Below are 23,740 nucleotides of genomic sequence, written 5' to 3' on the forward strand. Positions count from 1 at the left end.
ATGGTCAGGTGCTCGGCTCGCGGTTCGGTTTCTTATCATGCGGGGCATGCCGCGGAATTGCGGGTCGCGAGCGACTATGAACGGCGCGGTTTTTCAATCGCCCACCACCGCTGGCGCGGCGCGGGGGGTGAAATTGATCTGATCGCCCGGGATGGCGACGATCTGATTTTCATCGAAGTCAAGGCAAGCTCCAGTTTCGACGCGGCCGCTGCCCGGATCAACCCGCGCCAGATCAAGCGCATTTATGCCTCTGCGGCGCAGTTTCTGGAAAACGAGCCGGGCGGGCAACTGACGAATGTGCGTTTCGACGCGGCGCTGGTGGACGGAACCGGCGCTGTACAGATCATCGAAAACGCTTTCGGGCACGCCTGACCCATTGAACCCTTTGGCTGGCTGCGCCATGTATCTGCCACACAGCTAAAGGGACACGCCATGAAAATCGCCTTTCAGATGGACCCGATCGGGGCCGTGGATATCAACGCCGACAGTTCCTTCCGTCTGGCGGAAGAGGCGCAGGCCCGCGGGCATCAGCTGTTTTTCTACAGCCCGGATCAACTGGCCTATCAGGAAGGCCGGATTACCGCGCGCGGACAGGACATGACGGTGCAGCGCGTACCGGGCAACCCGGCGGTTCTGGGCCCCGAGCGTGAGGTCGATCTGGCCGAGTTCGACGTGATCTGGCTGCGTCAGGACCCGCCGTTCGACATGCATTACATCACCTCGACCCATCTGCTGGACCGGCTCAAAGGGCAGGCACTGGTGGTCAATGATCCGTTCTGGGTCCGCAACTATCCCGAAAAGCTGCTGGTTCTGGATTTCCCGGACCTGACCCCGCCGACCACGATTGCCCGCGATTTGCAGACCATCAAGGCGTTCAAGGAAAAGCATGGCGATGTCATCCTGAAGCCGCTCTATGGCAATGGCGGTGCAGGTGTGTTCCGGCTGGATGCGAACGACCGCAATCTGACTTCGCTGCACGAACTGTTCACCGGCTTTTCACGAGAACCCCTGATAGTACAAAAATTCCTGCCCGATGTGCGCAATGGTGACAAGCGCGTGATTCTGGTGGACGGGGACCCTGTTGGCGCAATCAACCGGGTCCCTGCCGAAGGTGAGACCCGGTCGAACATGCATGTCGGCGGCCGCCCCGAGAAGATCGGCCTTTCGGATCGCGACCTGGAAATCTGCGCGGCCATCGGGCCCCTGCTGCGCGAGAAGGGGCAGATTTTTGTTGGGATCGACGTGATTGGCGACTACCTGACCGAGATCAACGTGACCTCGCCCACCGGCATTCAGGAGCTGGAGCGGTTCAACGGCGAGAATATTGCCGAAAAGATATGGCAGGCCATCGAGGCGAAGCTTTAGGCCATCACGCGGGCGCTGATGCGAAAGCTCAGCGCTTCGGCAATATGGGGGCGGCGGACGTCTGGCGCATCTTCAAGATCCGCGATCGTGCGCGCGACCCGCAGGATGCGGTGAAAGGCACGGGCGGACAGGCCGAACTTGTCCGCCGCTTTCAGCAACAGCTCTTTGCCTTCGGCATCCGGCGCGGCGACCTCGTCCAGCAGTTTGCCCTCGATATCCGCGTTCTGACGGACCGAGGGCGTGTCGCTGAAGCGCGCGGCCTGAACGGCCCGCGCCTTTTCGACCCGCGCGGCGACCGTGGCAGAGCTGTCGCCCGAGGGCGGCAGGTCAAGGTCCGTGAACCCCACGGGCGGCACTTCGATCCGCAGGTCGAACCGGTCCATCAGGGGGCCGGAGATGCGGTTCAGATAATCCTCGCCGCAACCCGGCGCGCGGGAACAGGCGCGCGCGGGATCGGTCAGATATCCGCATTTGCAGGGGTTGGCCGCCGCGACCAGCATGAAGCGACAGGGGTATTTCACATGGGCGTTGGCGCGGGCCACCATGACCTCGCCGGTTTCAATCGGCTGGCGCAGGGTTTCCAGAACCGTGCGGGGAAATTCGGGGAACTCGTCCATGAAAAGAACGCCGTTATGGGCCAGCGAAATCTCACCGGGTTTGGCCCCCTTGCCGCCGCCGACAATGGCGGCCATGGATGCGGTGTGGTGCGGCTCGCGAAAGGGGCGGGCGCGGCTGATGCCGCCTTCGTCCAGCAAACCGCAAAGCGACTGGATCATCGAGGTTTCCAGCGCCTCGACCGGGGTCAGAGGCGGCAGGATGCCCGGCAACCGCGCCGCCAGCATGGATTTGCCGGAACCGGGTGTGCCGATCATGATAAAAGTATACTAATTAGTACCCATTGTGTGTAAACTAGCATACATGGAAATAGAGAGAATATGAAACTGGCTTAATGCGTTGATATAATGGAGGGATTGGAAATCCAATCTGAGCGCCGAAAAGCAATATCCTACATCCGAATGTCCACAGAGGTGCAACTGAAAGGACACTCGCTTTCTCGCCAGAGAAAACTCACTGTGGAGTACTGCGAAAGGCACAATTTGGAACTGGTGGATGAGTTGCAGGATATTGGCCTGTCCGGCTTCCACGGGAGACATCGGGAGAAGGGTCAGCTTGGTGTCTTCTTTGAAGGCGTCAAGAGAAAGGAAATCGACCCCAGTACAATTCTGATTGTCGAAAATCTAGACCGGCTTTCCAGGCAGAATCCTTTGACGGCAATGTCGCAGTTTTCCGAAATCCTGTCGTACGGAATTGAGATTCACACGCTATTTGATAGTCAGATCTACACGAAGGAAATGGTGGCAGCCAATCCGGGGCTCCTGTTCCTTTCGATCGGTCAAATGATGCGGGCGTATGATGAATCCCGAACAAAGTCGCAGAGGCTAGCGGCAGTGTGGGAAAAGAAACGACAGAACCCAGGCACTTACCTGACTTCGAAATCGCCGAACTGGATTAATGTTGTGAAGGACAGCACCGGTAAGGTCATGCGCTACGAACTAGACGAAACAGAAGCAATGGTCATAAGGAGAATCTTCGACCTGACCATCAACAAGAATATGGGCTCATTTGCAATCACAAGATACTTGAACTCAAACCCAGACAAGTATCCGAAGAAGTCCCCTAAGCGGAAAAATGCAGTTGCCGGGTGGGGTGACTCCTACGTGAAGAAAATCCTCAGATCGCCGACTGTCTACGGTGAGTTTCAACCGATGAAGATCGTTGGCGGTAAGAGAGTCCCGGCATGCGACCCGATAAAGAATTACTACCCGGCGGTCATTGAAGAGGCAGAGTTTCTTCTTGCTCAGGAACGACAAAGGCAAAGGACCATCAACGGTCGGGGACGTAAGGGTGTTGGCTTTCCAAACCTCTTCACTGGATTGGTCAAATGTCACAAATGCCATTCAACGCTCAGATATCGGGACCGAGGCAAGGGGCCAAAAGGTACCGTCACGCTACATTGTAGCGCAGCGCTTCAAAACCGGGGCGATTGTGACGCTAAAACGATCAGCTATTCAGTGTTTGAAGACCAGTTCTTTTCTGCAGTATCTGACGTAGATTTTGCCTCGGTGTTCCGAGATGACGACTTCAAAAGTGAGGAGCGAGCTCTCGAGCTGGCGATCAGCGTTGACAGGGCTTCAATCGCTAAGCTCAAAGCGGAGTTGGACTCACTATTCGGCGAACTGTCTGAACCGGAATTACGTTCATCGCTCAAAACCAGAATACGTGAGCGCATGAACGGTGTGGACGCCGATCTGGAGGCACATGAAGCGCAGCTGGCGGAGCGCCAGTCAAAGCTAGAGGATCTGCGCAATAGAACCAGCAAGGACATTCACAACGAACTCGTTCGCGACGTTCGCAGACTACTTAACAGTGCTGAGGGGCATGACGAAACGGAAAGCATCCGGCGAGATATCAACCACTCACTGAAACGGTTGATTGAAGGCATCCATGTCGACAACTCCTCATGGTTCCATCGAGATGATGTCGAGCTGCTGACGGAAGGTGACTTAGCTCCAGGTTTCTTGGACTGGTTCAACGAAAACAAAAAAGATCGTTGGAAGTACCAGACACCCTTGGAGTATGTAGCCTCAGAATTTGGATTTTCAAAACATCAAGAATTCCAGCGTGTTACCTACATTCATTTCAAGAATGGTCAGATGCGCATCCTCTTGCATGACGGCTCGTTTGCTGCTTTTGACCGGGAAACGGGCTTGGAAGCCGACCTTTCCACTAGCTGAGGAATAGGGTTGAGACGGTATTCTGTCCACGTAGCGTACTTCCTCCGAATTCTTAGATGATGTCGACAATGCTTCGTCGAGCTTGTTCCGAGTATTCAATATATCTTTCTGTTGTCTGTAGTGAGGTATGCCCAGCGAGGTACTGAACATCTCGGAGCGATCCGCCAACCGTGGTAATCTTCTTCGCAGCATTTGTGATGAACGTGCGCCGTCCGCTGTGTGATGAACAGCCGATGAGTCCTAGCTCTTTGTACCATTGGCTAAACATATTCACGATGGCCTGAGCGGATGTTTTTGGTGATCGTTCGGTTCGAACCACATGGTCGCCAGAAGAGAAACGCTTGTCTTGCTGCCGGTCTTCATGGAGCTCCTTCAACTTGGATCGAAGATGTTTGTTCATCGGAATACGCCTGCCAGATCTACCTTTCGAAGCGTCGTTCGAAAGGTAGATCTGACTTGATAGGCCGCCATCTGCATCCACGATCATCTCCCAGCGCAGGTTTGCAATTTCCTTTGCCCTCAGACCTGCTTTCACTGAAAGTAAGAAGATAATTTGGTTGCGAAGGGCGTTTCTCCGACCGCCCAAATGGTTCAGGACTGCGTTAACTTGGCTTTTGTTCAGCGTCTTCGCTTGACGGGTAAGAGGCATCTCGTTCTCATTATAATATCTCCGTTATAGATTATAAAATAATGAGTGCAAACCGTACACATCCAGAAAATCAGGAAATTGCGTTACTTATCAATATTTTGCGTGGACTGATTATCCAACGATAATTCTATAACCGACTAGGCCTTCGACAAGTGGCCGTTTGCACTTTAGACGGCGAAGTCATGCAGTGAGAACAAACAACAAGATGCTGTTGAGCGTACGAAAGTCAGCGCCACAAATTCCGCGCAATCCTGTATGTCAAGCCACCGATTGTGCGGAAGCCCAAAGGCAAAGGCAACTATCTATCAGTTGAAATGCAATTGGCGGAAACCCACAAGGCACACTTCTGAATGGAGGTTCCCGGTGGACACAACGAATTCTTTATATTTGAGGAGGACTCGGGAAATTTGGGAATGAGATACGCTTTCTGCGTCAGGGCCAGTTATGTTGTTCAGCACTCGTTTGTTGTATGTCTTCCACTGTAGAATAGCGTTGATGCGCAAAACCTGGGATTGAGTGCACTTTCCCCCTTCCCTCGATCAGCCTCATTCTATCGGTTCAGTGACGGGTATGCTAAGAGCGATGTAGCATGGTAAAGTGGGCTTGGATCGCAGGAGAAATCGTTAGAGTCTATCCACGGGAGCTCGACCGTAGTGCTTGGTTGATTGTTGGAACGGAATGTGCATGACTTCACGACATCTTTGCTATCGGTCATTATGGATCGTCAGGAGAATGGAATGGATGGAACAGCGTCAACCATTTTGATTAATCATATGCGAGTAAGTGTCACGTACTACTGCAATTTACATTGCGAACACTGTTATGTGCCTGTTGAACTGCGTGATGGATACAAGAGACTTCTTGAGCCTAGCCAAGTTTCCATACAGCAAATCACGACGTTTTTAGATTACCTTCATCGGGCACACGGCTTAAGCAAGCTATCAGTCACTGGTGGAGAGCCATTACTGAAGAAAGTGTACTCTCGGACATCTAGTTTGTTGGAGTTTGCCAACAACACTGGGCTTGAAGTTCAGTTGAACACGGGCGGATTAGGACAAATCGAGATTGCACACATTGTTTCTCACTTCGATGATCCATCTAAGCTGCTTTTTCAATTTAGTTTTGATGGGGCGACCCCTGACACGGTGGATACTTTTCGGAGGCGCCCCGGAGTGTATGATAGCGCACTGAGACAAATGTCACAGGCCGTGGCGTTGGGTGCTCGAGTTCAAGCTAGAATGACCGCAAATCGAAACAATGTAAGTGAGTCGTTGGAGGCTTACAGACTCATGGCATCAGTTCCAGTAAGCTCGTTCAAAATAAAACCGATGTTTGCAGCCGGCGTCGCGATTGACAACGCAGATGCGTTTTTGACTGATACCAACGAAATAAGGGAACTCCAAACTAAGCTAATTTTCGAATCGAGAAACCACTCAACGACCCTTGACCTCGCACCTCCAATCTTTGTCGATACCAGCTCATTTAATAGTGAAAATGTCAGATTCCATGGATGTGACTGCGGCGTGAATTCGGGGTATTTGTCTACAAACGGTGACATATACCCCTGTTCGTATATTTTTGGCGATCGCACCGACAAAGAATTCGTTGTCGGCAATATTTTAGATCCCGGTTTTGACTTCGTAAGCGAGTGGACCAACTCTCTTGCCCTTCGGTCGTACAAGAACAATCGTGGCTGCTTGACGTGCCCGTCCCAAGTGTCACTAATGCAGAATATTACCCGCGATTCGTTGGCCTGTTCTTGATCCATCAGCGTTGAGCATGCGGTGGAAATACAAAAGGGTTCTCGAAAAAACAATCGAGAAGCTTGAAGATTTGGGATTTGACAAATCTGTCGCAGAAATCGTTGGGTCAATTCTCTTAGAAGCTGAGTCACGAGGGTACTCTTCTCAAGGACTTTGCCGAATAGCGGAGATTGAGAAGTTCGTGAGGTCGGGATTAATTGACCCGCAAGCCGCGATTCCTCGGGTGGAGTTACGTGCGCCAGCTGTCGCAATCATTAAGGCACCTTCGATTGTTGGGCATAGCGTCGCAGTGCAGGCAATAGACAAAGCGATGGATCTGGCGGCCCAATTTGGGATCGGAATGACTGGAGTGGTCGGCGCGAGCCATATTGGTTACCTTACGCACTACGCTGAAAGAGCGGCTGAGTCCGGACACTTCGCCGTAGTCGCTTCAGTGTCTTCTCCTGCAGTATCAATGCCGCTGTCTGGGAGTAAGGTTCTTGGGACTAATCCTCTTGCTTACGCCTTTCCAATGAGAAACGGCATTTTCTGTGCGGATTTCTCGTTGGCAAAAAGCTCACGAGGTGAGGTGCTCGCGGCAAGGCAAGATGATCGATTGTTGCAAAGTAGCGTTGGTTACGATGTTAATGGACGTGCGACAAACGATCCCGAAAGCATCCTTAATGGGGCAATAGCTCCAATTGGAGACAGCTTTAAGGGCGTACTCATCAATCTACTGTTCTCATTACTCGCAGGACCTTTGATAGGCGGCGTCGCCAACCACAAGGTGCGAGCAACCCGATGGCCGACAGACATACCCAACAAGGGTGACTTTTTTCTGTGTGTCGACATTGAGGCAATAGGTTCCACAAGTGCTTTTGTGTCGGAAGTTCATTCTCAATTGCAGAGCATGATGGCAATCTCGGATGACTTTCACGTATCTGGAGAGAATAGCCGGGACAAATGGAATGAAGTCCGAAAGCACGGTATCGAGCTACCAAATCCTCTACTCGAGCTCATTAAGCTAAAGGCCAAGTAGAGATGATCCGGAAACTAATTCTTGCAGGACTAGGGCCCCAGGCAAAGTTCAAATACCTACCGATGATTCAGGACGCATATCAGAAGGGCCTCATCGATGAGTTAAATCTTGTGGAACTCGAGAGTGCTCGACGCAAGACTGAGCAATTCTCCTCTATGTGCAATATGCCGGTTAAGAATGTTGTTTTTGTACCTGACTATCGTCATAAAAAGGTTTGGTTCACAGAGCATAGCAATGAACAAATCAAGGCGATGGCCAGCCACGAAACAGGGGTGGTTATCTCGACCGAACCAAAGGCTCACTTTGGTTACATGACAACCTCTATGGATTGTGGCTTAGATTGCCTCGTTGACAAACCGATTGTCCTTCAAACCTCAGAAAAAGGCATCATCCATTCAGATTACTCCAGCTATATAAAGACACTACTTGATAAACAAAAGCAGAATCAGGTGAACTGCTCTGTAATGACGGCCAGAAGGTACTCCGCACCATACAGATTGATGCTTCGTTACATTCTCAGCGCCTCAAGATCTCTAAATTGCCCGGTAACATACATCGGCATCGAGCATCACGAAGGCGTGTGGAACACACTTTCCGAAGTGCAGCGACGCGAGGACCACCCATACAAGTACGGCTATGGAATGCTTTGTCACTCTGGATACCACTTTGTAGATTTGCTCGCCTCGTTCCTTTCAATAAACTCAAGCGACTTAGAGAGCAGTTGCCAGAATATTAGTATGTACACGGCGCCAGCAGATCATTCGATTGCGCAAATACCGGAAGGCATGTTGCAAGGAGTTGAATTTGCAGGTTCTGCGACATCGTCCAGGACGCAATTCTCTGAGCCGGAGTTTTATGGCGAGACTGATTTGACCTCCAGCGGATATCAAATTGACGAATTGGGAAGAGTTCAATGCTTATTCAATCTAAATCTGCTGCAAACAAGTGTCTCATTGAGGATGAAAGACGAACTGCCTAAGGGAATTTACAACCGTAATGGTAGACTTCCATTCGATCGGATTAGAGTAAATATTGGTCCGCTACTCTCGCTCGAGTTTCGGGCATACAAACGGCCACGCCAAAAAGGTTGCGTTTCGCCTGAGCAATTTGAGAGGACCGCAAAAATTTCTCTGTGGCGGAGCCAATTAGCTCGTAGTGCCTCCCATCATCGAAAGAAGATCTTCCAGGGGGACAGCAGTACTTTTGGAGGTGCCGATTTTGCAAAACCACGAAAGCAACTGTTCTTGGATTGGTTGTCCCGGTCACAAGGCAAAAGCTCTTTGCAGAGTCACTTGAGTACTGCCGTACTATTCGACAAGCTACTCAAATGCGCTCAGGCCCGATCCATTGGGAATGACGCAACTTTTGACAAGGGCAAAAGATGAACACTGAACACAATCGAGTTTCTTTGTCACACCGGCTCCGACGATTACTTACGGACCCGGAGATACTCTTCTTGATGGGCGCACACGACGGGCTTTCAGCAACACTAGCCGCCAGGTCGGGGTTCGACGCACTATGGGCCTCGGGCTTTTCAATCTCAACAACGCTTGGTTACCGCGACAGCAATGAAGCCTCAGCTACAGAAGTTCTTCATGTTGTCGAACGTATCGTAGAATGTTCCGGCGTTCCAGTTTTGGTTGACGGTGATACCGGATTTGGAGATTTCAATTCCGCTCGCATCTTCGCGCGAAGGGTCGAAAGAGTGGGAGCCGCCGGCTTGTGCATTGAGGACAAACGCTTCCCAAAGATGAACTCCTTTCGAGACCAGCGTCAAGAAATCGCGAGCAAAGCTGAATTTTGTGGCAAGCTTCGCGCCATAAAAGATGTACTAAATGAACCGTCTTTTGTACTCGTTGCCCGCACGGAAGCACTTGTGCATGGTCTTGGTGTGGAAGCGGCTCTGGATAGATGCCGATCTTACGTCAACGCGGGTGCCGACGCTGTCGTTGTGCATTCCAAGGCGGCGAGGATTGACGACATCGAAGAGTTTTTTCGCCTTTGGCGAAGTCGAGCGCCTGTTATTCTGATACCGACAACTTATTCCTCTGTTCCAACAAAAAAATTCAATGCTCTCAAAGTTAATGGGCTGATTTGGGCAAACCATGGAGTTCGTGCTGTCGTAAAATGCTTGAGAGAGACCTATTCACACATCAACGAAAAAAAATCCGTTTCGGATATCGAGGATATAATAGCTACGATGGAGGAAATCTTCGAATTGCTGGAGTACAACCAACTTGACTCAGATTTGACACTTTATCAAGGTGATTGACCCATAATGATGGCTAAAACAGATAACGTGGCGGAAGCTAAGCTATTCAAATCTCTACTGGGCAAAATTTCAATTACGGCTCACGAATTGGATCAAGTTTATTGCCACGAGCAAGGTATAGAAAGGGATGCCGACGCCTATGCTATGAAGGTAATAGAGGAGTGTGGCGAAATGCTGCAAGCTTGGCTCACGGTTACAAATCGTCGCCAGAGCGACGGCAGGGACATTTGTGTCATCAAAAACGATCTCGAGAATCAAGCAACTGACGTAATAATGCTTGTTCTGATGTTCGCACATTCCGCAAATTTGGATCTTTCCTCGGCCTTTTCTCGTAAGTGGATTGTACACTACGCGGACGCGGAGTCCCAATGATCCAATCATATGATCTGAATTACTACCGTTATCTTCTCAATTGCGTTTATGTAATGGGCGTTTCAAACTTGATTGGATGATTAGATTGACGCTCCTTCGCGAGAGTTAACGATCTTCCCTCCAAAACTACCAATCCCAACATAAGCTGGAGCTCAAAAATCATGAATCACAGGACGTCAAAGAATAGCCTATTTAGGGGTTTTAATTATTATTGCCGAGAGGCCTCTGGGGGTGCGCAACTGACCTTTATGGCTACGTCATCGTCTTCAGCCAACTTGCGCAGAGAGCGGTCGATCTTAAGGAGGCGCTGCTTTATAGTCATTGATAGATTTCTCGCCGCCTCGGGGAATTCTATTGGGGAGAACCGCAGCGTGACCTCGAGATCAATAACTTGGGCGCCATTTTTTGTGCTTTGACTAACCGTATATTTTGGCAGCCCGAAGTTTGTCTTGAGACCAAATACTTTGTTTCCGTGATAGGGAATATCATCAACTTCCGGAAGATCGCTTAAAACCTCCTCAATTGAAGATGCCGCAAGAGCAAGAGAGAGTACGCCTGCCCTCTCAATTAGAACGCACTTGCTTCTGCGCCCCAAGAGTTTGAATTTGTAATGCGGATCCTCAGGTTTCCAACTGACCACTTCCACTAGGTCTCCTGTATCGTATCTCAACACGGGATGTTGCGGCGAAAATGGAAAAAGGGGCGTCGCGACTAGGCGGCCAATCTTGCCGGTACTTTCACAATCGGAATTTAGATCTAAGCACTCTAAATACACCGCTTTTGAGAACTCAAAAATTCGATTCGCATCCGTACTTTGCGCGACGAATCCTGCAATTTCAGAAAGCCCATACAACTCAAAAATTGGGCATTTCCAATACTCATTTAGAATCGAACGCCATCTTGAAGATAGCATATAGGACGCCACAGTCACACTCTTGATCTTGAACTCTGAGGAAGGGACGCCCATTTCCATAAGTTTCAGAGTGAGAATCTTGATTTGATTGATGCTTCCAGTCAAATGCGTAATTCTGTGATCGAATCCCTCAAATTTAAATGCTCGTTGCAGAATGTGGTGAATCGCGTCAAAGTGTTGGCGCCTAGTCTGGGGCATGGTGAGGAGTCCTGGATACTGGAATTTACCCGCGCCATGCGTAAAATTTGAAATTTGAAGGCAGAGTGGCCTTAGTCTGCCTGAAGTAGAGGGTTTGTAATTCTCAATTCTGAAATTTTGAGACAAGTACGATAAACGTGTAGAGAAGATTAGGAGTGGTTGAGAGCCTTCATGATGCATTGTGCCGCCGGTAACGTTGACTGCGATTGGCGGCTCTTCCAAGTCAACGAACTCATCCTGTGACTTGATCCAAATGGACTTGTCGATAACGGGGACATAATTTGCGAAGTCTTCGGTTGACAATATCGAGGAAGATGGTTGCGTCACCATCTTTTGATAAAATCTCGTATGCTGCTGAGCCCATTGCAAGGTATCTCGCAAATGGGAAACCAAGGCGCCCACAATCTAGATGATTATACGTCGCTTCCGTTTGATGCTATGATGATATCCGCCATGTCGGCGTCTTCTTCTCTACCCGTCTTGGGGTATTCGAAGGATATCTCAAACTTCTCGCGCGAGTTCACTGTCGTGAATCGCATCCGACCACCGGTAACTTCGAACAGCTTTCTAGCAGTCTCAATTGCGTTTTTTTTGGCCTCATGAGAACGTTCAGATGTTGCGAATGGTTCGTCGTCCATTAGTGTCATGTTCAACCTCAGACAATCAAAGGGTTTGAAGTGTTACTTGTGTATCACAGGCTGTGTATGTTGTCCCGTCAAAAAATGATTTCTCGAGTCGGACTTGCTGCTTTCGTTCTCGTTGGACGCTTTGGGCGCTTCAGCTGGTTTGGACCCGCTCTTGGTAGGCCTCTTATTTGATGGAATGTATGGTTTGATACTCGCGATTCATTTTCATCCGCATTCTGGGTTTCTTTGTCGTTGCCTTGGGAATGTTTCGGACCTGGCGTCAGGCTGTCGTCCGGAGAAAGACACAAAGAAAAATTGATGTTGTGTTTTAGCCCATATGGTCAGCGCTAATAGAACCTAGTTACGACCGATGACAGACCCAACCACAAGGAAAGTACATTGCTGGAAACGCAAAGAATTAACTCGTGGTGAAGTTGGCCTGCCAATTTTCTTGGCCGCATCTGAACGGTTCCAGCCACTACAGTCGGGATGCGTATTATCGCATTATTCGCAATTTCATCCGGTTATGGAGCTATTTGCCACCTGAGGCTCTCGCGAAAGTCGGCACGGGTCTCCACCCTTGCACACTGCTATCACGGCGATCACGCAGGAGTCGCCGTCCCATCTCCAAGCAACAGGAATATACGAAGCATCGAGTTCGTTTTTGTTTTGGAATGTTATTCGACCGCGCTCCTCTACCTGAACGGTATCTGTCGGTAACGACGCAAATTGGTCGTCGTCGTCATGCATGTGGGGCACACAAGCCCCCAAGCCGTACTTGGCCAAAATCTGCAAGGCACGCTCTACCTCTGGCAATTTGACTAACTTGGCTCCGTTTTGAATAGCTTCCATGGATATGATCAACCTCCAAGATTTGAGTATCTTAATTTCTAGGTGGGCGTATTCGCTACCTCGCCTCAAAGATGACATTAATAGAAATTGGAGTAAAAACCCATCTATTGTTGTAAATGACCGTCGGGCATTCGTGGTGGAACCTCAATTCAGTTGACATTTCAATCGCGGGCAGCGCCATCGGGCTCGATTCAGGTTGGCTCTCTGACTTGACCGAGCCAGCCGAACCGCCATCATAGCCAGAATTCGGTTCTGCCGAGCCAGATTTCTATCTCGGCTTCGTGACCTGGGACTTCTGTCGATCTTCCGGGTCAGCAGGTCCATCTGCCTTAACGCTTGCTTCACGGGATCAATCTTTGGCTTCGATCTCGTCCTTGCCTCATCAAGAGTCCACCACTCCCGAAACCTGATCATCCTCCCGGGAGCTCTGGTCGCCGCCTGAGTGTCGGCAGACATCGCCGTGTTGGATTTATCATCAACCATGGAGACGGTCTCTCCAGGCGTCTCCTGTGTCCCAGTCGGATCGTCTTTTGGGTTTCGGACTTGTTACTCTTGATCCGGTCTCTTGTTCTTCAAGGAAATCCCGGATCATCAGATTCAACCTAGCGGTCATGCTGACATGCTGGTGTCGGCAAACCTCCTGAAAATCAGATTTCAGGTTAGACGGAATCCTGAAGTTCATCAGGATTCCAGGAAACGGTGGATTGGTGGATGTCGACTTCATTTTGATCCTCCTTGTTTTCAGATCTCTGGCTCCGGCAGTGATTGTTAGGTCCGTCGGTTTCTGACAGAGATTTGATTGATGATCGGGTATCCGAATATCTATCCGGTACCTGTCAGACCTCTGGATACCCTGAAGTGATAGTGCTGCCATCTTCAATCAGCTCGTCTAGAAAGTCGTTTGCAATCGCTTGGCCAACTCGTTCGATGTGGCAACCTGTAGAACCCATGAAGAGGGCCGCTGGGTTAGTTGATCTTAGATCACCATCAAGCCGTTGAGCGAGTGCTTTAGAGGCGAACGATACCTCATTTGGATCGGTGATGGTTCGTGGCAAAGCAAAAATCAAGCGATAGCGATGATGGTCAATCGTGTGGCTGACGGTCGTATAGAGTAGCGAGCAAAAATTCTCGACTAATGGCAAGTCTAGGCACTCGTGAATTTTGAGCCCGCCATCAATGTCAACGACCAAGATATCTGTTGCTAAGAAGCCCTCACTTATTCGATATCCGTTTTCAAACTGGTAGCTGAAGGCGAAGCCAAGCCGAATGTTATCTTCAAGTTCACTCAGTGAAACTTCGTCCGATTTAAATCCTTGCGCATAAAAGCGGGTTTCGGTTGGCGGCTGCTTGTCGATTAGCTGACCGTTGAAAGATATTCTTAGTTTTGGTTCAAATTTCATTCAGGATCATAAGGTTAGTGCACTGGAAAGCCTGACGAATAGCTTAGCCTACAGGTAATCCAAATCAAAGCTCCATCAATAGTCTCCATGGGAACTAATTAGACAAATATTAATCAGGTGATGTCGCCCGGCAGCGGCGATTTCCAGCGCGCGCTTGGCCCGTTCCTGCCCCTTGACGTCGCGCAGATCGCGGGCGCTGGGGGCCAGATTGACCTCGCCGGGCTGCGCTGCTGGCAGTGGCGACTGGCCCGAGAAATGGCGGACCACATCGCCCAAAGACCCGGCCCCGATCACCTGCGTGGCGTCGACCCAAGCCGCCTCGGCGCTTGAGGCGCGGGGACAGAGCAGGGCGCGATCCTCGGCGGCGGCGGTCATCGCAGCGGGCAGGGCACCGACGACGGGCACCAGCGATCCGTCCAGTGACAATTCACCCAGCGCAACGGTTCCTTCGGCGGCGTCCGAGGGGATGATGTCCAGCGCCGATAAAAGCGCTACAGCGATGGGCAGGTCGAAATGGCTGCCCTCTTTCGGCAGGTCGGCCGGAGACAGGTTGATGGTGATCCGCTTGGACGGCAGCGCGATGGCCATCGAACTGAGCGCGCTGCGCACCCGGTCGCGCGCCTCGGACACCGCCTTGTCGGGCAGTCCGACAATGGAAAAGGCGGGCAGGCCGGGGGATACGGCGCATTGCACCTCGACCGGGCGGGCATCGACCCCCTGAAAGGCTACGGTGTGGGCACGGGCGACCATGGCAATCCTGTTTCTTGGTTAACAGGATGTTGCTGCCATGGCGGCGGTTTAGGAATCGTTAACGGCCTCGCGCAGGGCGGTGAATTTGGGCCAGGCCTGCGGATCGGCCACGGTTTTGTCGCGGCAGAACGGGTTGCAGAAGCCCCAGCGCTGCCCGTCGAGCTCCAGAAAATCCGTGACGGGTTTGCCGGAATAGGGGCAGGCGGGGTTGATCGATGGCCCCTCGGTGACCGCTTTGGCCGAGGATTCTCCTCCGATGGGCCACGGCGCGGATGGCAAGTCCTGGGGATAGGGAAACGGATCGTAGGACACCGTCAGACCCATCGCGCGCCATTGCCGGGCGGATATATCCGACAGCAGGTGCAGGCAGTAGTCGCGAGTGGCGGACGACACCGGCAGGCCATAGCCGATGATCCGCGCCGCCACCGGCGTATAGAACACATCCGCCAGCGAATAGGCCCCGAAAAGCGGGCCACTTTCGGCCCCGGAGACCTGCCGCGCGTGCGCCCAAAGCGCCTCGATCCGCTGCAAATCGGCCAGCGTTTCCTCGGATGGGGCAAACCCCTGCCAAACATGCCGCAACTGCATCGCACATTCGCCGCGCAGGGCGTCGAACCCGGCCACCATCTCGGCACACAGCCATCGGGCGGTTGCGCGCGCGGCGGGGTCTTGCGGCCACAGGCCGGCCTCGGGGTGGCGTTCGGCCAGCGTCTCGGCGATGGCCAGGCTTTCGCCGACCACCGTGCCGTCGGGCAAGCGCAGGGCGGGCACCAGACGGGCCGGGGCCAGCGGTTTCATATCTTCAGCCATCGTGCCCGAATAGAGCCCGATCATGTGGCTGCGATAGGGCAGGCCGAACTTTTCCAGCATCAGCCAGCCGCGCAGGGACCAGCTTGAAAACAGGCGGTCGCCGATAAAGAGGTCATAGGTCATGACCCGACGATGGCGCAGGCCCGCGCTTCCGTAAATCAGAGTTTTGTGCGTGGCCGCATCACGGAAGGTGATTGATCGCCCCTGCCGACCATGTCTGACCGTCAAACATGACCTCGGTGACCGAGAGGTTGTCGATCCGATGCGAAAACGCCTGTTGCGCGTTCAGATTCAGGGCGCGCTGGATCTGGGTCAGGATCACGCCGAAATGCGCCACGACCACCAGATCGGACCCCCTATGGGTTGCGATCAGCCTGTCGATCACCGCATCCACCCGTGCGCGCACCTGATTCCAGCTTTCGCCCTGCGGCGGGCGCACCTCGCCGGGGGCGTCCCAATAGGCGAAGGCGAGATCGGGGTCTACGGCTTCGATTTCGGCGAACGAGCGCAGTTCCCATGTGCCGAAATTGATCTCTCGCAGGTCGGGATGATGTGGCAGTCGGCGGCGCGCGCCTTGAATGGCTGACGCAGTGTCGACGGCGCGCGAAAGGTCTGAGGATACGACCAGCGCATCAGGCGGAAGATGGTTGTGCAGCCGGGCCAGCGCGGCTTTGTCGCTGAGGTCGGCGGGGATGTCGGACCAGCCGACCATGGTTTTGGCGTGCGTCGGCCCGTGCCGGACAAGATGCAGCCGCGTCACGGCAATTGCCCCTTCAGCACCAGCGGCAGGCCCGCCGTGACCTGAACCACCAGATCGGCTTGCGCCCCCAGCGCGATGTTCAGCCGCCCCTGCGCCTCGCGAAATTTACGGGCCATCGCGTTTTCGGGGACGATCCCGTGGCCGACCTCGTTCGAGACGATGACAATTGGCGCAGCGCAGCTACGCAGCGCCCCAAGCAGTGCGGTTTGGGCCTGTTCCAGATCGTTTTCGGCCAGCAGATGGTTGGTCAGCCACATCGTGGCGCAGTCGATCAGGCAGGCCTGATCCGCCGTCAGACCGGCCAGAACCGGAGCAAGGTCAAAAGGGGCCTCGACCGTTTCCCAGCCATCGCCCCGCTGGGCCAGATGGCGCTGAACCTTCTGCCGCATCTCATCATCAAACACTTGTGATGTCGCGATATAGACGCGTTTTTTCCCTGATGAAACAACAAGTTGTTCTGCCAAAACAGACTTCCCCGACGCGGCCCCACCCAGCACAAAGGTTAAATTGGGATACACAATTCTTACCTTCCAAGTGATCCACGTGGTTTTGCTCTGCGTATCGACCCTAGGTCGGCAAGGCAAGCCCGGCCTGCGCCAGCGAAAAAGGGGAGAGTTTCATGGCACTGGACAACGCGACCGATTTTTCGATGTCCCGGCAGGCGATGAAGGCCGAGTTGCTGGATGCAGAGACCGAATTGCAACTGGCCTATGCCTGGCGCGACCAGCGCGACGAAAAGGCCCTGCACCGTCTGATCACTGCCTATATGCGATTAGCTATCTCGATGGCCGCCAAGTTCAAGCGCTACGGCGCGCCGATGAACGATCTGATTCAAGAGGCCGGTCTGGGCCTGATGAAAGCGGCCGACAAGTTCGACCCGGATCGCGGCGTGCGGTTTTCGACCTATGCGGTGTGGTGGATCAAGGCCAGCATTCAGGATTACGTGATGCGCAACTGGTCGATGGTGCGGACCGGATCGACCTCGTCCCAGAAATCGCTGTTTTTCAACATGCGCCGCGTGCAGGCCCGGTTGGAGCGTGAGGCGGCAACCGAAGGGATGCGACTGGACCGGCATCAGCTGCACCAGATGATCGCCACCGAAATCGGCGTTCCCCTGCGCGATGTCGAGATGATGGAGGGCCGCCTGTCCGGCTCGGACTTCTCGCTGAACGCGGTGCAGTCGGCGGATGAGGATGGGCGCGAGTGGATCGACGCGCTGGAGGATGAGCGGGAACAGGCCGCCGAGGCCGTCGAGCATCGCCATGATACACGGCAACTACGCGAATGGTTGTTGACGGCGATGCAGTCGCTGAACGAACGCGAGCGCTTAATCGTGCGCGAACGCAAGCTGCGCGAACCGGCGCGGACGCTGGAAAGCCTGGGCAATGAGCTGGGCCTGTCGAAAGAGCGCGTGCGCCAGCTCGAGGCCGCGGCTTTTGTGAAAATGCGCAAGAACCTTGAAGCGCAATCGCGCGAGGTGCAACACTTCATCGCATGAAACACCTTGCGATTCTGCTGAGTGCTCTGACACTTGTCCTGGCGCGCCCGGGCTTGGCTTCAGGCATGATCACGGATGACGTGGCCGCGTCGATGCAGGCGGCGGATGTGATCCTTCTTGGCGAAATCCACGACAATCCCCGGCACCACAAGGTACAGGCCGAAGCGATTGAGGTGATCGAACCCACTGCCGTGGTATGGGAAATGATCACCGAAGAAGGCGCGCAGCGCTTGGCGCAAAAGGCCGTTTCCAATACCGAAGAGCTTGAGCGGATCTTGAAGTGGGCCGAAACCGGCTGGCCACCGCTCAGCATGTATTACCCGGTGTTTCAGGCGACGAACGCGCCGGTGTACGGGGCCATGGTTCCGCGCAGCGCCGCCCGTGCGGCGATGGAACGTGGTGCCGCGACGGCGCTGGGCGCGGATGCGGCCCGGTATGGGCTGACAGTCCCGCTGCCGCCCGACGAACAGGCCGCGCGCGAGGCCGATCAACTGGCCGCCCATTGCGACGCCCTGCCGGCCGAGGCTTTGCCTCAGATGGTTGCCATCCAGCGCCTGCGCGATGCGGTTCTGACGCGGGCGATCTTGCAGGCCACCGAGGATACGGGCGGGCCGGTGGCGGTGATCACCGGAAACGGGCATGCCCGCAAGGATCGCGGCATCCCGACCTTCCTGTCGCGCCTGCGTCCGGGGCTGAAGGTCTATGTTCTGGGGCAATCCGAGGATGGCGCTATTGATGGCGAATTCGACGCGGTGATTGACAGCCCCTCGGTCGAGCGCGCAGACCCCTGCAAGGCTTTTGATAAGCAGAATTAACCGCTGGAACTACCTGTTGGCCTTGCCTAATGTCAGGATCGACCGGAACGGGAAGGGCTGAACATGCTGGCATCCAAGCGCATTCTGCTGATCATTGGCGGCGGCATCGCGGCCTACAAGTCGCTGGACCTGATCCGGCGGCTGAAAGAGCGTGGCGCAGCCGTGACGCCGGTTCTGACCCGCGCAGCCGAGGAGTTTGTGACGCCCCTGTCGGTGTCGGCGCTGGCGGGCGAAAAGGTCTTTCGCGATCTGTTCGACCTGACGGATGAGGCCGAGATGGGCCATATCCAGCTGTCCCGATCGGCCGATCTGATCGTTGTGGCCCCGGCGACGGCGGACATGATGGGCAAGATGGCGTCGGGTCTGGCCAATGATCTGGCCTCGACCCTGTTGATGGCGACGGATACGCCGGTTCTGTGTGCGCCTGCGATGAACGTGCGCATGTGGGATCATCCCGCGACCCGCCGCAACCTGCAGCAATTGCAGGCGGATGGGGTGCGTTTTGTCGGCCCCAACGAAGGCGATATGGCCTGCGGCGAATATGGTCCGGGCCGTATGTCCGAACCGTTGGAGATTGTTGCGGCGGTCGAAGCGCAACTCGCCGATGGGCCGCTGAAAGGGAAGCGCATTCTGGTGACCTCCGGCCCGACGCATGAACCGATTGATCCTGTGCGTTACATCGCCAACCGGTCCTCGGGCGCACAAGGAACAGCGGTGGCGCGGGCGCTGTCAGCGCTGGGGGCCGATGTGGTCTTTGTCACCGGCCCTGCCGATGTCCCGCCGCCCGATGGCGTGCAGGTCGTGCGGGTGGAAACCGCCCAGCAGATGTTGGATGCGGTCGACACTGCCCTGCCCGTGGATGCGGGCGTGTTTGCCGCTGCGGTGGCCGATTGGCGGGTGGCAACAGCCTCGGACCGGAAGTTGAAGAAAAGCCGCGACGGGCTGCCGTCGCTGGAGTTCGCGGAAAACCCCGACATTTTGAAACGGGTCGCGCAGATGGGATCGGGGCGGCCCGAGCTGGTGGTCGGATTTGCGGCGGAAACCAATGATGTTGTCGAAAACGCAACCGCCAAACGGGCGCGCAAGGGATGTGACTGGATCGTCGCCAACGATGTCAGCCCGGCCACCGGCATCATGGGCGGGTCGGAAAACGCGGTGATCCTGATCTCGGATGACGGGGCCGAAGACTGGCCGCGTATGGGCAAGGATGCGGTGGCGGATCGGCTGGCCAGAAAAATTGCCGACGCTCTGGCGGGGTAAGGCAAAGCAAAAAAGCAAGAGGTGCAATGATGGTAGCAATTCGTGTGATCCGCGAAGACTGGGCCGATGCGTCGGTGGCTTTGCCCTCGTACGAGACAACCGGCGCCGCCGGGGCGGATGTGCGCGCCAACCTGCCGGGTGGCGCTTCCATCATGCTGGAGCCCGGCCAACGCGCTTTGGTGCCCACCGGATTGCGGATCGAGATCCCCAGCGGGTACGAGGTGCAGGTGCGACCCCGCTCGGGCCTTGCGCTGAAACACGGCATCACGCTGCCCAACACGCCGGGCACCATCGACAGCGATTATCGCGGCCCGCTGGGCGTGATCGTGCTGAACGCCGGGCAGGAACGGTTCGAGATCGCCCATGGCGAACGCATCGCGCAATTGGTGGTCGCCCCCGTCGTGCAGGCCGTTTTTGAGCCGGTCGAGGCGCTGGGCGATACCGCGCGCGGGGCCGGGGGTTTCGGCTCGACCGGGCGCAGCTGATGCTGCTGATCCTGATCCTGTGCGCAGGGCTTTGGGGTGTCGGCTATCTGGCGGGCGTGTCCCGCACCGCCCGCACGGTCTCGATTGGCGTGCTGCTGCTGGGGGTGATCATCGCCCAACTGATCCTGCCTGACGGGCACCCCTTGCGTCAGGCAACGGGTGGCACTGCCGCACCGTGGCTGATCCTGGCGGGTTTCGCCGCGCTGATTTTGCTGTATGGCAAAGGGCTGAAGGCGTTGCGCAACCGCGCCACGCCCGCGTCAGATCAGGAGCCCGCCATGCCATCCGACCGATTCAGCGAAACCGAACTGGAACGCTATGCGCGCCATATCGTGCTGCGCGAGCTTGGGGGACCGGGGCAGAAGAGATTGAAACAGGCGCGGGTTCTGGTGATTGGCGCGGGCGGCCTTGGCGCGCCGGTGCTGCAATATCTGGCAGCGGCTGGTGTGGGCACAATCGGAGTGATCGACGATGACGAGGTCGAGAACGCCAACCTGCAACGTCAGGTGATCCACCGCGACGCTGATATCGGCATGCCCAAGGTGTTTTCGGCGCAGCAGGCGATGCTGGCGCAAAACCCGAATGTGGTTGTCTTGCCCTATCACCGCCGCCTGACCGAAGAGATCGCCCAGGACCTGTTCGCGGATTTCGATCTGATCATGGACGGCACCGACAATTTCGAAACCCGCTATCTGGCCAACCGCACCGCCGCTGCCTTGGGCAAGCCGCTGATCTCGGGCGCGCTGTCGCAATGGGAAGGGCAGCTGAGCGTTTTCGACCCCGCGAACGGCGCGCCCTGCTACCAGTGCATCTTCCCCGAAGCGCCCGCTGCCGGCTTGGCCCCCTCCTGTTCCGAGGCCGGGGTGATCGGCCCCTTGCCCGGTGTGGTGGGGTCGATGATGGCGGTCGAGGCGATCAAGCTGATCACCGGCGCGGGGGCGGCCCTGCGGGGTGAGATGCTGATTTACGACGCGCTTTACGGCGAAAGCCGGAAAATCACCCTGTCGCGCCGCGCTGACTGTCCGGTCTGTGGCGCGGCGGATTGATAGCATCAAATCCCCCGGCTGATCTGGATCATCACGGCAGGCTTGCCTAGCTATTGGGGCAAAGGAGATCACAATGACCAACCTGATCCTGTCCGACTGGACCACCCCGTTTGAAATCGCCCCTTTCGCGCAGATTTCTGACGATGACTTCGCGCCCGCGCTGGAACAGGCGATGCAAGCGCATAACGCGCAGATCGATGCGATTGCCGCAAACCCAGAAGTGCCCAGCTTCGCCAATACAATCGAAGCGCTGGAGGCTGCGGGCGAGGCATTGGACAAGGTCCTGTCGGTTTTCTTCACCGTCGCCGGTGCCGACAGCAATCCCCGACGGGAAGAGCTGCAGCGCGAATTCTCGCCCAAGCTGTCAGCGCATTTTTCGGGGATATCGTCGAACAAGGCCCTGTTTCGGCGCGTCGCTGATCTGTGGGACCGCCGCGATGAGTTGGGCCTGAGCGACGAACAGGCCCGCGTTCTGATGTTGACCCATCGGGGCTTCGTGCGGGCCGGGGCCGCCTTGCAGGGCGAGGACGATGCCCGGATGCAGGAAATCAAGTCCCGGCTGGCCTCATTGGGCACATCCTTTACCCAGAACCTGCTGGCGGATGAGCGGGAGTGGTTCATGGACCTGACCGAAGAAGACCTGCAGGGCCTGCCCGATTTCGTCACCGATGCCGCGCGCGCGGCGGGGCTGGAAAAGGGGACCGATGGCCCTGTCGTGACCCTGTCGCGGTCGCTGATCGTGCCCTTCCTGCAATTCTCACCCCGCCGCGATCTGCGCGAAAAGGCACATCGCGCCTGGGCCGCGCGCGGGGCCAATGGTGGCGAAACGGACAATCGCGCCATTGCCGCCGAGATTCTGAAGCTGCGCGAAGAACGGGCTGGTTTGTTGGGCTATGACAGCTTCGCCGACTACAAGCTGGAAACCGAAATGGCGCGGACACCGGACCGGGTGCGCGATCTGTTGATGCAGGTCTGGGAACCCGCCAAGGCGCGCGCCGACGCCGATGCCGACATTCTGACCCGGATGATGCAGGAGGACGGTGTGAACGGCCCTCTGGAAGCTTGGGACTGGCGCTACTATGCCGAGAAACGCCGCAAGGCCGAGCATGATCTGGATGAGGCGGCGCTGAAACCGTATCTGCAACTGGACCGGATGATCGAGGCCGCCTTTGCCTGCGCTGGCCGCCTGTTCGGCTTGGACTTCGCGCCGCTGGACGTGCCGTTGTATCACCCCGATTGCCGCGCCTGGGAGGTCACGCGGAACGGCAGGCATATCGCTGTGTTCATCGGCGATTACTTCGCGCGCGGCTCGAAACGCTCGGGTGCATGGTGCAGCGCCATGCGCGGGCAGGCCAAGTTTCCCAAGGATCAGGCCCCGGTGGTGACCAATGTCTGCAACTTTGCCAAGGGCGAGCCCTCGCTGCTGTCGTATGACGACGCCCGGACCCTGTTTCACGAGTTCGGCCACGCCCTGCATCAGATGCTGTCGGATGTGACCTACGAAAGCATCTCGGGCACCAGTGTGGCGCGGGATTTTGTGGAACTGCCCAGCCAGCTCTACGAACACTGGCTGGAAGTGCCCGAGGTTCTGGCCGAATTCGCCACCCATGCGGAAACCGGTGAACCCATGCCGCAGGAGATGCTTGAGAAGGTTTTGAAAGCCGCCAATTTCGATCAGGGGTTCCAGACGGTGGAATATGTTGCCTCGGCGCTGGTCGATCTGGCCTTTCATGACGGCGACGCCCCGGCTGATCCGATGGCGAAACAGGCCGAAGTACTGGCAGGCATCGGAATGCCAGCCGCCATCGGCATGCGCCACGCCACCCCGCATTTTGCGCATGTCTTTGCGGGCGACGGCTATAGCGCGGGCTACTACAGCTACATGTGGTCCGAGGTGATGGATGCCGACGCCTTCGCCGCCTTTGAAGAGGCTGGCAGCGCCTTTGACCTCGATCGCGCCAAGGCGTTGGAGGAGAACATCCTGTCAACCGGCGGTTCGCGCGAGGCCGAAGACCTGTATCTGGCCTTTCGCGGTCGGATGCCGGGGGTTGAGGCCCTGCTGAAAGGGCGCGGCCTGATCGCGGCCTGAGCCG

21 protein-coding genes and 2 pseudogenes are annotated in these 23,740 nt (G+C 55.5%); 14 read left to right on the plus strand and 9 right to left on the minus strand.

Annotation, left to right across the window (positions count from 1 at the left end):
* On the plus strand, positions 1–372 hold the full coding sequence (locus ACR0K1_RS11575) for a YraN family protein (RefSeq protein WP_480614290.1): 372 nt from the start codon (positions 1–3) through the stop codon (positions 370–372).
* A 60-nt stretch (positions 373–432) separates the two neighbouring features.
* On the plus strand, positions 433–1,365 hold the full coding sequence (gene gshB / locus ACR0K1_RS11580; protein WP_480614293.1) for a glutathione synthase: 933 nt from the start codon (positions 433–435) through the stop codon (positions 1,363–1,365).
* On the opposite strand, the pseudogene ACR0K1_RS11585 reads toward gshB, so the two are convergent.
* A pseudogene (locus ACR0K1_RS11585) lies at positions 1,362–2,240 on the minus strand (YifB family Mg chelatase-like AAA ATPase); the annotation flags it as partial. The gene gshB and the pseudogene ACR0K1_RS11585 overlap by 4 nt on opposite strands.
* Positions 2,241–2,336: 96 nt before the next feature.
* Between ACR0K1_RS11585 and ACR0K1_RS11590 the strand changes: the two are divergent.
* Positions 2,337–4,160 (plus strand): recombinase family protein, encoded by a 1,824-nt coding sequence (locus ACR0K1_RS11590; protein ID WP_480850682.1) that lies wholly within the window; start codon positions 2,337–2,339, stop codon positions 4,158–4,160.
* 52 nt (positions 4,161–4,212) lie between these two features.
* Here ACR0K1_RS11590 and ACR0K1_RS11595 read toward each other — a convergent pair whose 3' ends face one another.
* Positions 4,213–4,809: a tyrosine-type recombinase/integrase gene (locus tag ACR0K1_RS11595; RefSeq protein WP_480850684.1), complete on the minus strand. Its 597-nt coding sequence runs from the start codon at positions 4,807–4,809 to the stop codon at positions 4,213–4,215.
* Between the two features lie 737 nt (positions 4,810–5,546).
* Between ACR0K1_RS11595 and ACR0K1_RS11600 the strand changes: the two genes are divergently transcribed.
* From ACR0K1_RS11600 to ACR0K1_RS11620, 5 genes are all read left to right on the plus strand, one after another.
* On the plus strand, positions 5,547–6,572 hold the full coding sequence (locus ACR0K1_RS11600; RefSeq protein ID WP_480850686.1) for a radical SAM protein: 1,026 nt from the start codon (positions 5,547–5,549) through the stop codon (positions 6,570–6,572).
* A 16-nt stretch (positions 6,573–6,588) separates the two neighbouring features.
* On the plus strand, positions 6,589–7,590 hold the full coding sequence (locus ACR0K1_RS11605) for an Ldh family oxidoreductase (protein ID WP_480850688.1): 1,002 nt from the start codon (positions 6,589–6,591) through the stop codon (positions 7,588–7,590).
* A gap of 62 nt (positions 7,591–7,652) precedes the next feature.
* Entirely contained in the window at positions 7,653–8,975 is a 1,323-nt protein-coding gene (locus tag ACR0K1_RS11610) for a Gfo/Idh/MocA family oxidoreductase (RefSeq protein ID WP_480850690.1), read from the plus strand.
* Positions 8,972–9,862: an isocitrate lyase/phosphoenolpyruvate mutase family protein gene (locus ACR0K1_RS11615; RefSeq protein ID WP_480850692.1), complete on the plus strand. Its 891-nt coding sequence runs from the start codon at positions 8,972–8,974 to the stop codon at positions 9,860–9,862. The genes ACR0K1_RS11610 and ACR0K1_RS11615 overlap by 4 nt, the downstream gene beginning before the upstream one ends.
* A 9-nt stretch (positions 9,863–9,871) precedes the next feature.
* The gene (locus ACR0K1_RS11620; RefSeq protein WP_480850694.1) at positions 9,872–10,234 is read left to right on the plus strand and encodes a nucleoside triphosphate pyrophosphohydrolase family protein; all 363 of its coding nucleotides are present in this window, start codon (positions 9,872–9,874) and stop codon (positions 10,232–10,234) included.
* A gap of 208 nt (positions 10,235–10,442) precedes the next feature.
* On the opposite strand, the gene ACR0K1_RS11625 is transcribed toward ACR0K1_RS11620, so the two are convergent.
* From ACR0K1_RS11625 to cobU, 7 genes and pseudogenes are all read right to left on the minus strand, one after another.
* On the minus strand, positions 10,443–11,747 hold the full coding sequence (locus tag ACR0K1_RS11625; protein ID WP_480850696.1) for a phenylacetate--CoA ligase family protein: 1,305 nt from the start codon (positions 11,745–11,747) through the stop codon (positions 10,443–10,445).
* Positions 11,748–11,758: 11 nt separating this feature from the next.
* Positions 11,759–11,983: a hypothetical protein gene (locus ACR0K1_RS11630; protein ID WP_480850698.1), complete on the minus strand. Its 225-nt coding sequence runs from the start codon at positions 11,981–11,983 to the stop codon at positions 11,759–11,761.
* A gap of 1,676 nt (positions 11,984–13,659) precedes the next feature.
* The gene (locus ACR0K1_RS11635) at positions 13,660–14,223 is read right to left on the minus strand and encodes a hypothetical protein (protein WP_480850700.1); all 564 of its coding nucleotides are present in this window, start codon (positions 14,221–14,223) and stop codon (positions 13,660–13,662) included.
* Between the two features lie 105 nt (positions 14,224–14,328).
* Positions 14,329–14,973, minus strand: a pseudogene (locus ACR0K1_RS11640) (magnesium chelatase domain-containing protein); the annotation flags it as partial.
* A gap of 48 nt (positions 14,974–15,021) precedes the next feature.
* On the minus strand, positions 15,022–15,906 hold the full coding sequence (locus ACR0K1_RS11645; protein ID WP_480614298.1) for a glutathione S-transferase N-terminal domain-containing protein: 885 nt from the start codon (positions 15,904–15,906) through the stop codon (positions 15,022–15,024).
* A gap of 58 nt (positions 15,907–15,964) precedes the next feature.
* On the minus strand, positions 15,965–16,543 hold the full coding sequence (locus ACR0K1_RS11650; RefSeq protein ID WP_480850703.1) for a histidine phosphatase family protein: 579 nt from the start codon (positions 16,541–16,543) through the stop codon (positions 15,965–15,967).
* On the minus strand, positions 16,540–17,061 hold the full coding sequence (gene cobU, locus ACR0K1_RS11655) for a bifunctional adenosylcobinamide kinase/adenosylcobinamide-phosphate guanylyltransferase (protein WP_480614303.1): 522 nt from the start codon (positions 17,059–17,061) through the stop codon (positions 16,540–16,542). Before cobU ends, ACR0K1_RS11650 begins: the two co-directional genes overlap by 4 nt.
* Before the next feature lie 101 nt (positions 17,062–17,162).
* Between cobU and ACR0K1_RS11660 the strand changes: the two genes are divergently transcribed.
* From ACR0K1_RS11660 to ACR0K1_RS11685, 6 genes are all read left to right on the plus strand, one after another.
* Entirely contained in the window at positions 17,163–18,041 is an 879-nt protein-coding gene (locus tag ACR0K1_RS11660) for an RNA polymerase factor sigma-32 (protein WP_480614306.1), read from the plus strand.
* On the plus strand, positions 18,038–18,856 hold the full coding sequence (locus ACR0K1_RS11665; protein WP_480614309.1) for a ChaN family lipoprotein: 819 nt from the start codon (positions 18,038–18,040) through the stop codon (positions 18,854–18,856). Before ACR0K1_RS11660 ends, ACR0K1_RS11665 begins: the two co-directional genes overlap by 4 nt.
* Before the next feature lie 63 nt (positions 18,857–18,919).
* Positions 18,920–20,116: a bifunctional phosphopantothenoylcysteine decarboxylase/phosphopantothenate--cysteine ligase CoaBC gene (coaBC, locus tag ACR0K1_RS11670; protein WP_480614312.1), complete on the plus strand. Its 1,197-nt coding sequence runs from the start codon at positions 18,920–18,922 to the stop codon at positions 20,114–20,116.
* A gap of 26 nt (positions 20,117–20,142) precedes the next feature.
* Positions 20,143–20,601 carry a dUTP diphosphatase gene (dut, locus tag ACR0K1_RS11675; protein ID WP_480614315.1) on the plus strand — a complete coding sequence of 153 codons (459 nt, stop codon included), beginning with the start codon at positions 20,143–20,145 and terminating at the stop codon, positions 20,599–20,601.
* A complete protein-coding gene (locus tag ACR0K1_RS11680; RefSeq protein ID WP_480614318.1) occupies positions 20,601–21,647 on the plus strand; it encodes a HesA/MoeB/ThiF family protein in 1,047 nt (348 codons plus the stop codon). The genes dut and ACR0K1_RS11680 overlap by 1 nt, the downstream gene beginning before the upstream one ends.
* 73 nt (positions 21,648–21,720) lie before the next feature.
* The gene (locus tag ACR0K1_RS11685) at positions 21,721–23,736 is read left to right on the plus strand and encodes a M3 family metallopeptidase (RefSeq protein ID WP_480850707.1); all 2,016 of its coding nucleotides are present in this window, start codon (positions 21,721–21,723) and stop codon (positions 23,734–23,736) included.
* Positions 23,737–23,740 lie beyond the last annotated feature (4 nt).

Source organism: Ruegeria sp. F5, from assembly GCF_056533845.1.

What these genes read in the sequence shown, in the direction of transcription:
- ACR0K1_RS11575 (WP_480614290.1), top strand. Translation starts at nt 1, where the DNA reads ATGGTCAGGTGCTCGGCTCGCGGTTCGGTTTCTTATCATGCGGGGCAT.
- ACR0K1_RS11660 (WP_480614306.1), top strand. Translation starts at nt 17,163, where the DNA reads ATGGCACTGGACAACGCGACCGATTTTTCGATGTCCCGGCAGGCGATG.
- ACR0K1_RS11630 (WP_480850698.1), bottom strand. Translation starts at nt 11,983, where the DNA reads ATGGACGACGAACCATTCGCAACATCTGAACGTTCTCATGAGGCCAAA.
- ACR0K1_RS11635 (WP_480850700.1), bottom strand. Translation starts at nt 14,223, where the DNA reads ATGAAATTTGAACCAAAACTAAGAATATCTTTCAACGGTCAGCTAATC.
- gshB (WP_480614293.1), top strand. Translation starts at nt 433, where the DNA reads ATGAAAATCGCCTTTCAGATGGACCCGATCGGGGCCGTGGATATCAAC.
- ACR0K1_RS11685 (WP_480850707.1), top strand. Translation starts at nt 21,721, where the DNA reads ATGACCAACCTGATCCTGTCCGACTGGACCACCCCGTTTGAAATCGCC.
- dut (WP_480614315.1), top strand. Translation starts at nt 20,143, where the DNA reads ATGATGGTAGCAATTCGTGTGATCCGCGAAGACTGGGCCGATGCGTCG.
- ACR0K1_RS11665 (WP_480614309.1), top strand. Translation starts at nt 18,038, where the DNA reads ATGAAACACCTTGCGATTCTGCTGAGTGCTCTGACACTTGTCCTGGCG.
- ACR0K1_RS11615 (WP_480850692.1), top strand. Translation starts at nt 8,972, where the DNA reads ATGAACACTGAACACAATCGAGTTTCTTTGTCACACCGGCTCCGACGA.
- ACR0K1_RS11680 (WP_480614318.1), top strand. Translation starts at nt 20,601, where the DNA reads ATGCTGCTGATCCTGATCCTGTGCGCAGGGCTTTGGGGTGTCGGCTAT.
- ACR0K1_RS11645 (WP_480614298.1), bottom strand. Translation starts at nt 15,906, where the DNA reads ATGACCTATGACCTCTTTATCGGCGACCGCCTGTTTTCAAGCTGGTCC.
- ACR0K1_RS11610 (WP_480850690.1), top strand. Translation starts at nt 7,653, where the DNA reads ATGATTCAGGACGCATATCAGAAGGGCCTCATCGATGAGTTAAATCTT.
- ACR0K1_RS11605 (WP_480850688.1), top strand. Translation starts at nt 6,589, where the DNA reads ATGCGGTGGAAATACAAAAGGGTTCTCGAAAAAACAATCGAGAAGCTT.
- ACR0K1_RS11620 (WP_480850694.1), top strand. Translation starts at nt 9,872, where the DNA reads ATGGCTAAAACAGATAACGTGGCGGAAGCTAAGCTATTCAAATCTCTA.
- coaBC (WP_480614312.1), top strand. Translation starts at nt 18,920, where the DNA reads ATGCTGGCATCCAAGCGCATTCTGCTGATCATTGGCGGCGGCATCGCG.
- ACR0K1_RS11595 (WP_480850684.1), bottom strand. Translation starts at nt 4,809, where the DNA reads ATGCCTCTTACCCGTCAAGCGAAGACGCTGAACAAAAGCCAAGTTAAC.
- ACR0K1_RS11600 (WP_480850686.1), top strand. Translation starts at nt 5,547, where the DNA reads ATGGATGGAACAGCGTCAACCATTTTGATTAATCATATGCGAGTAAGT.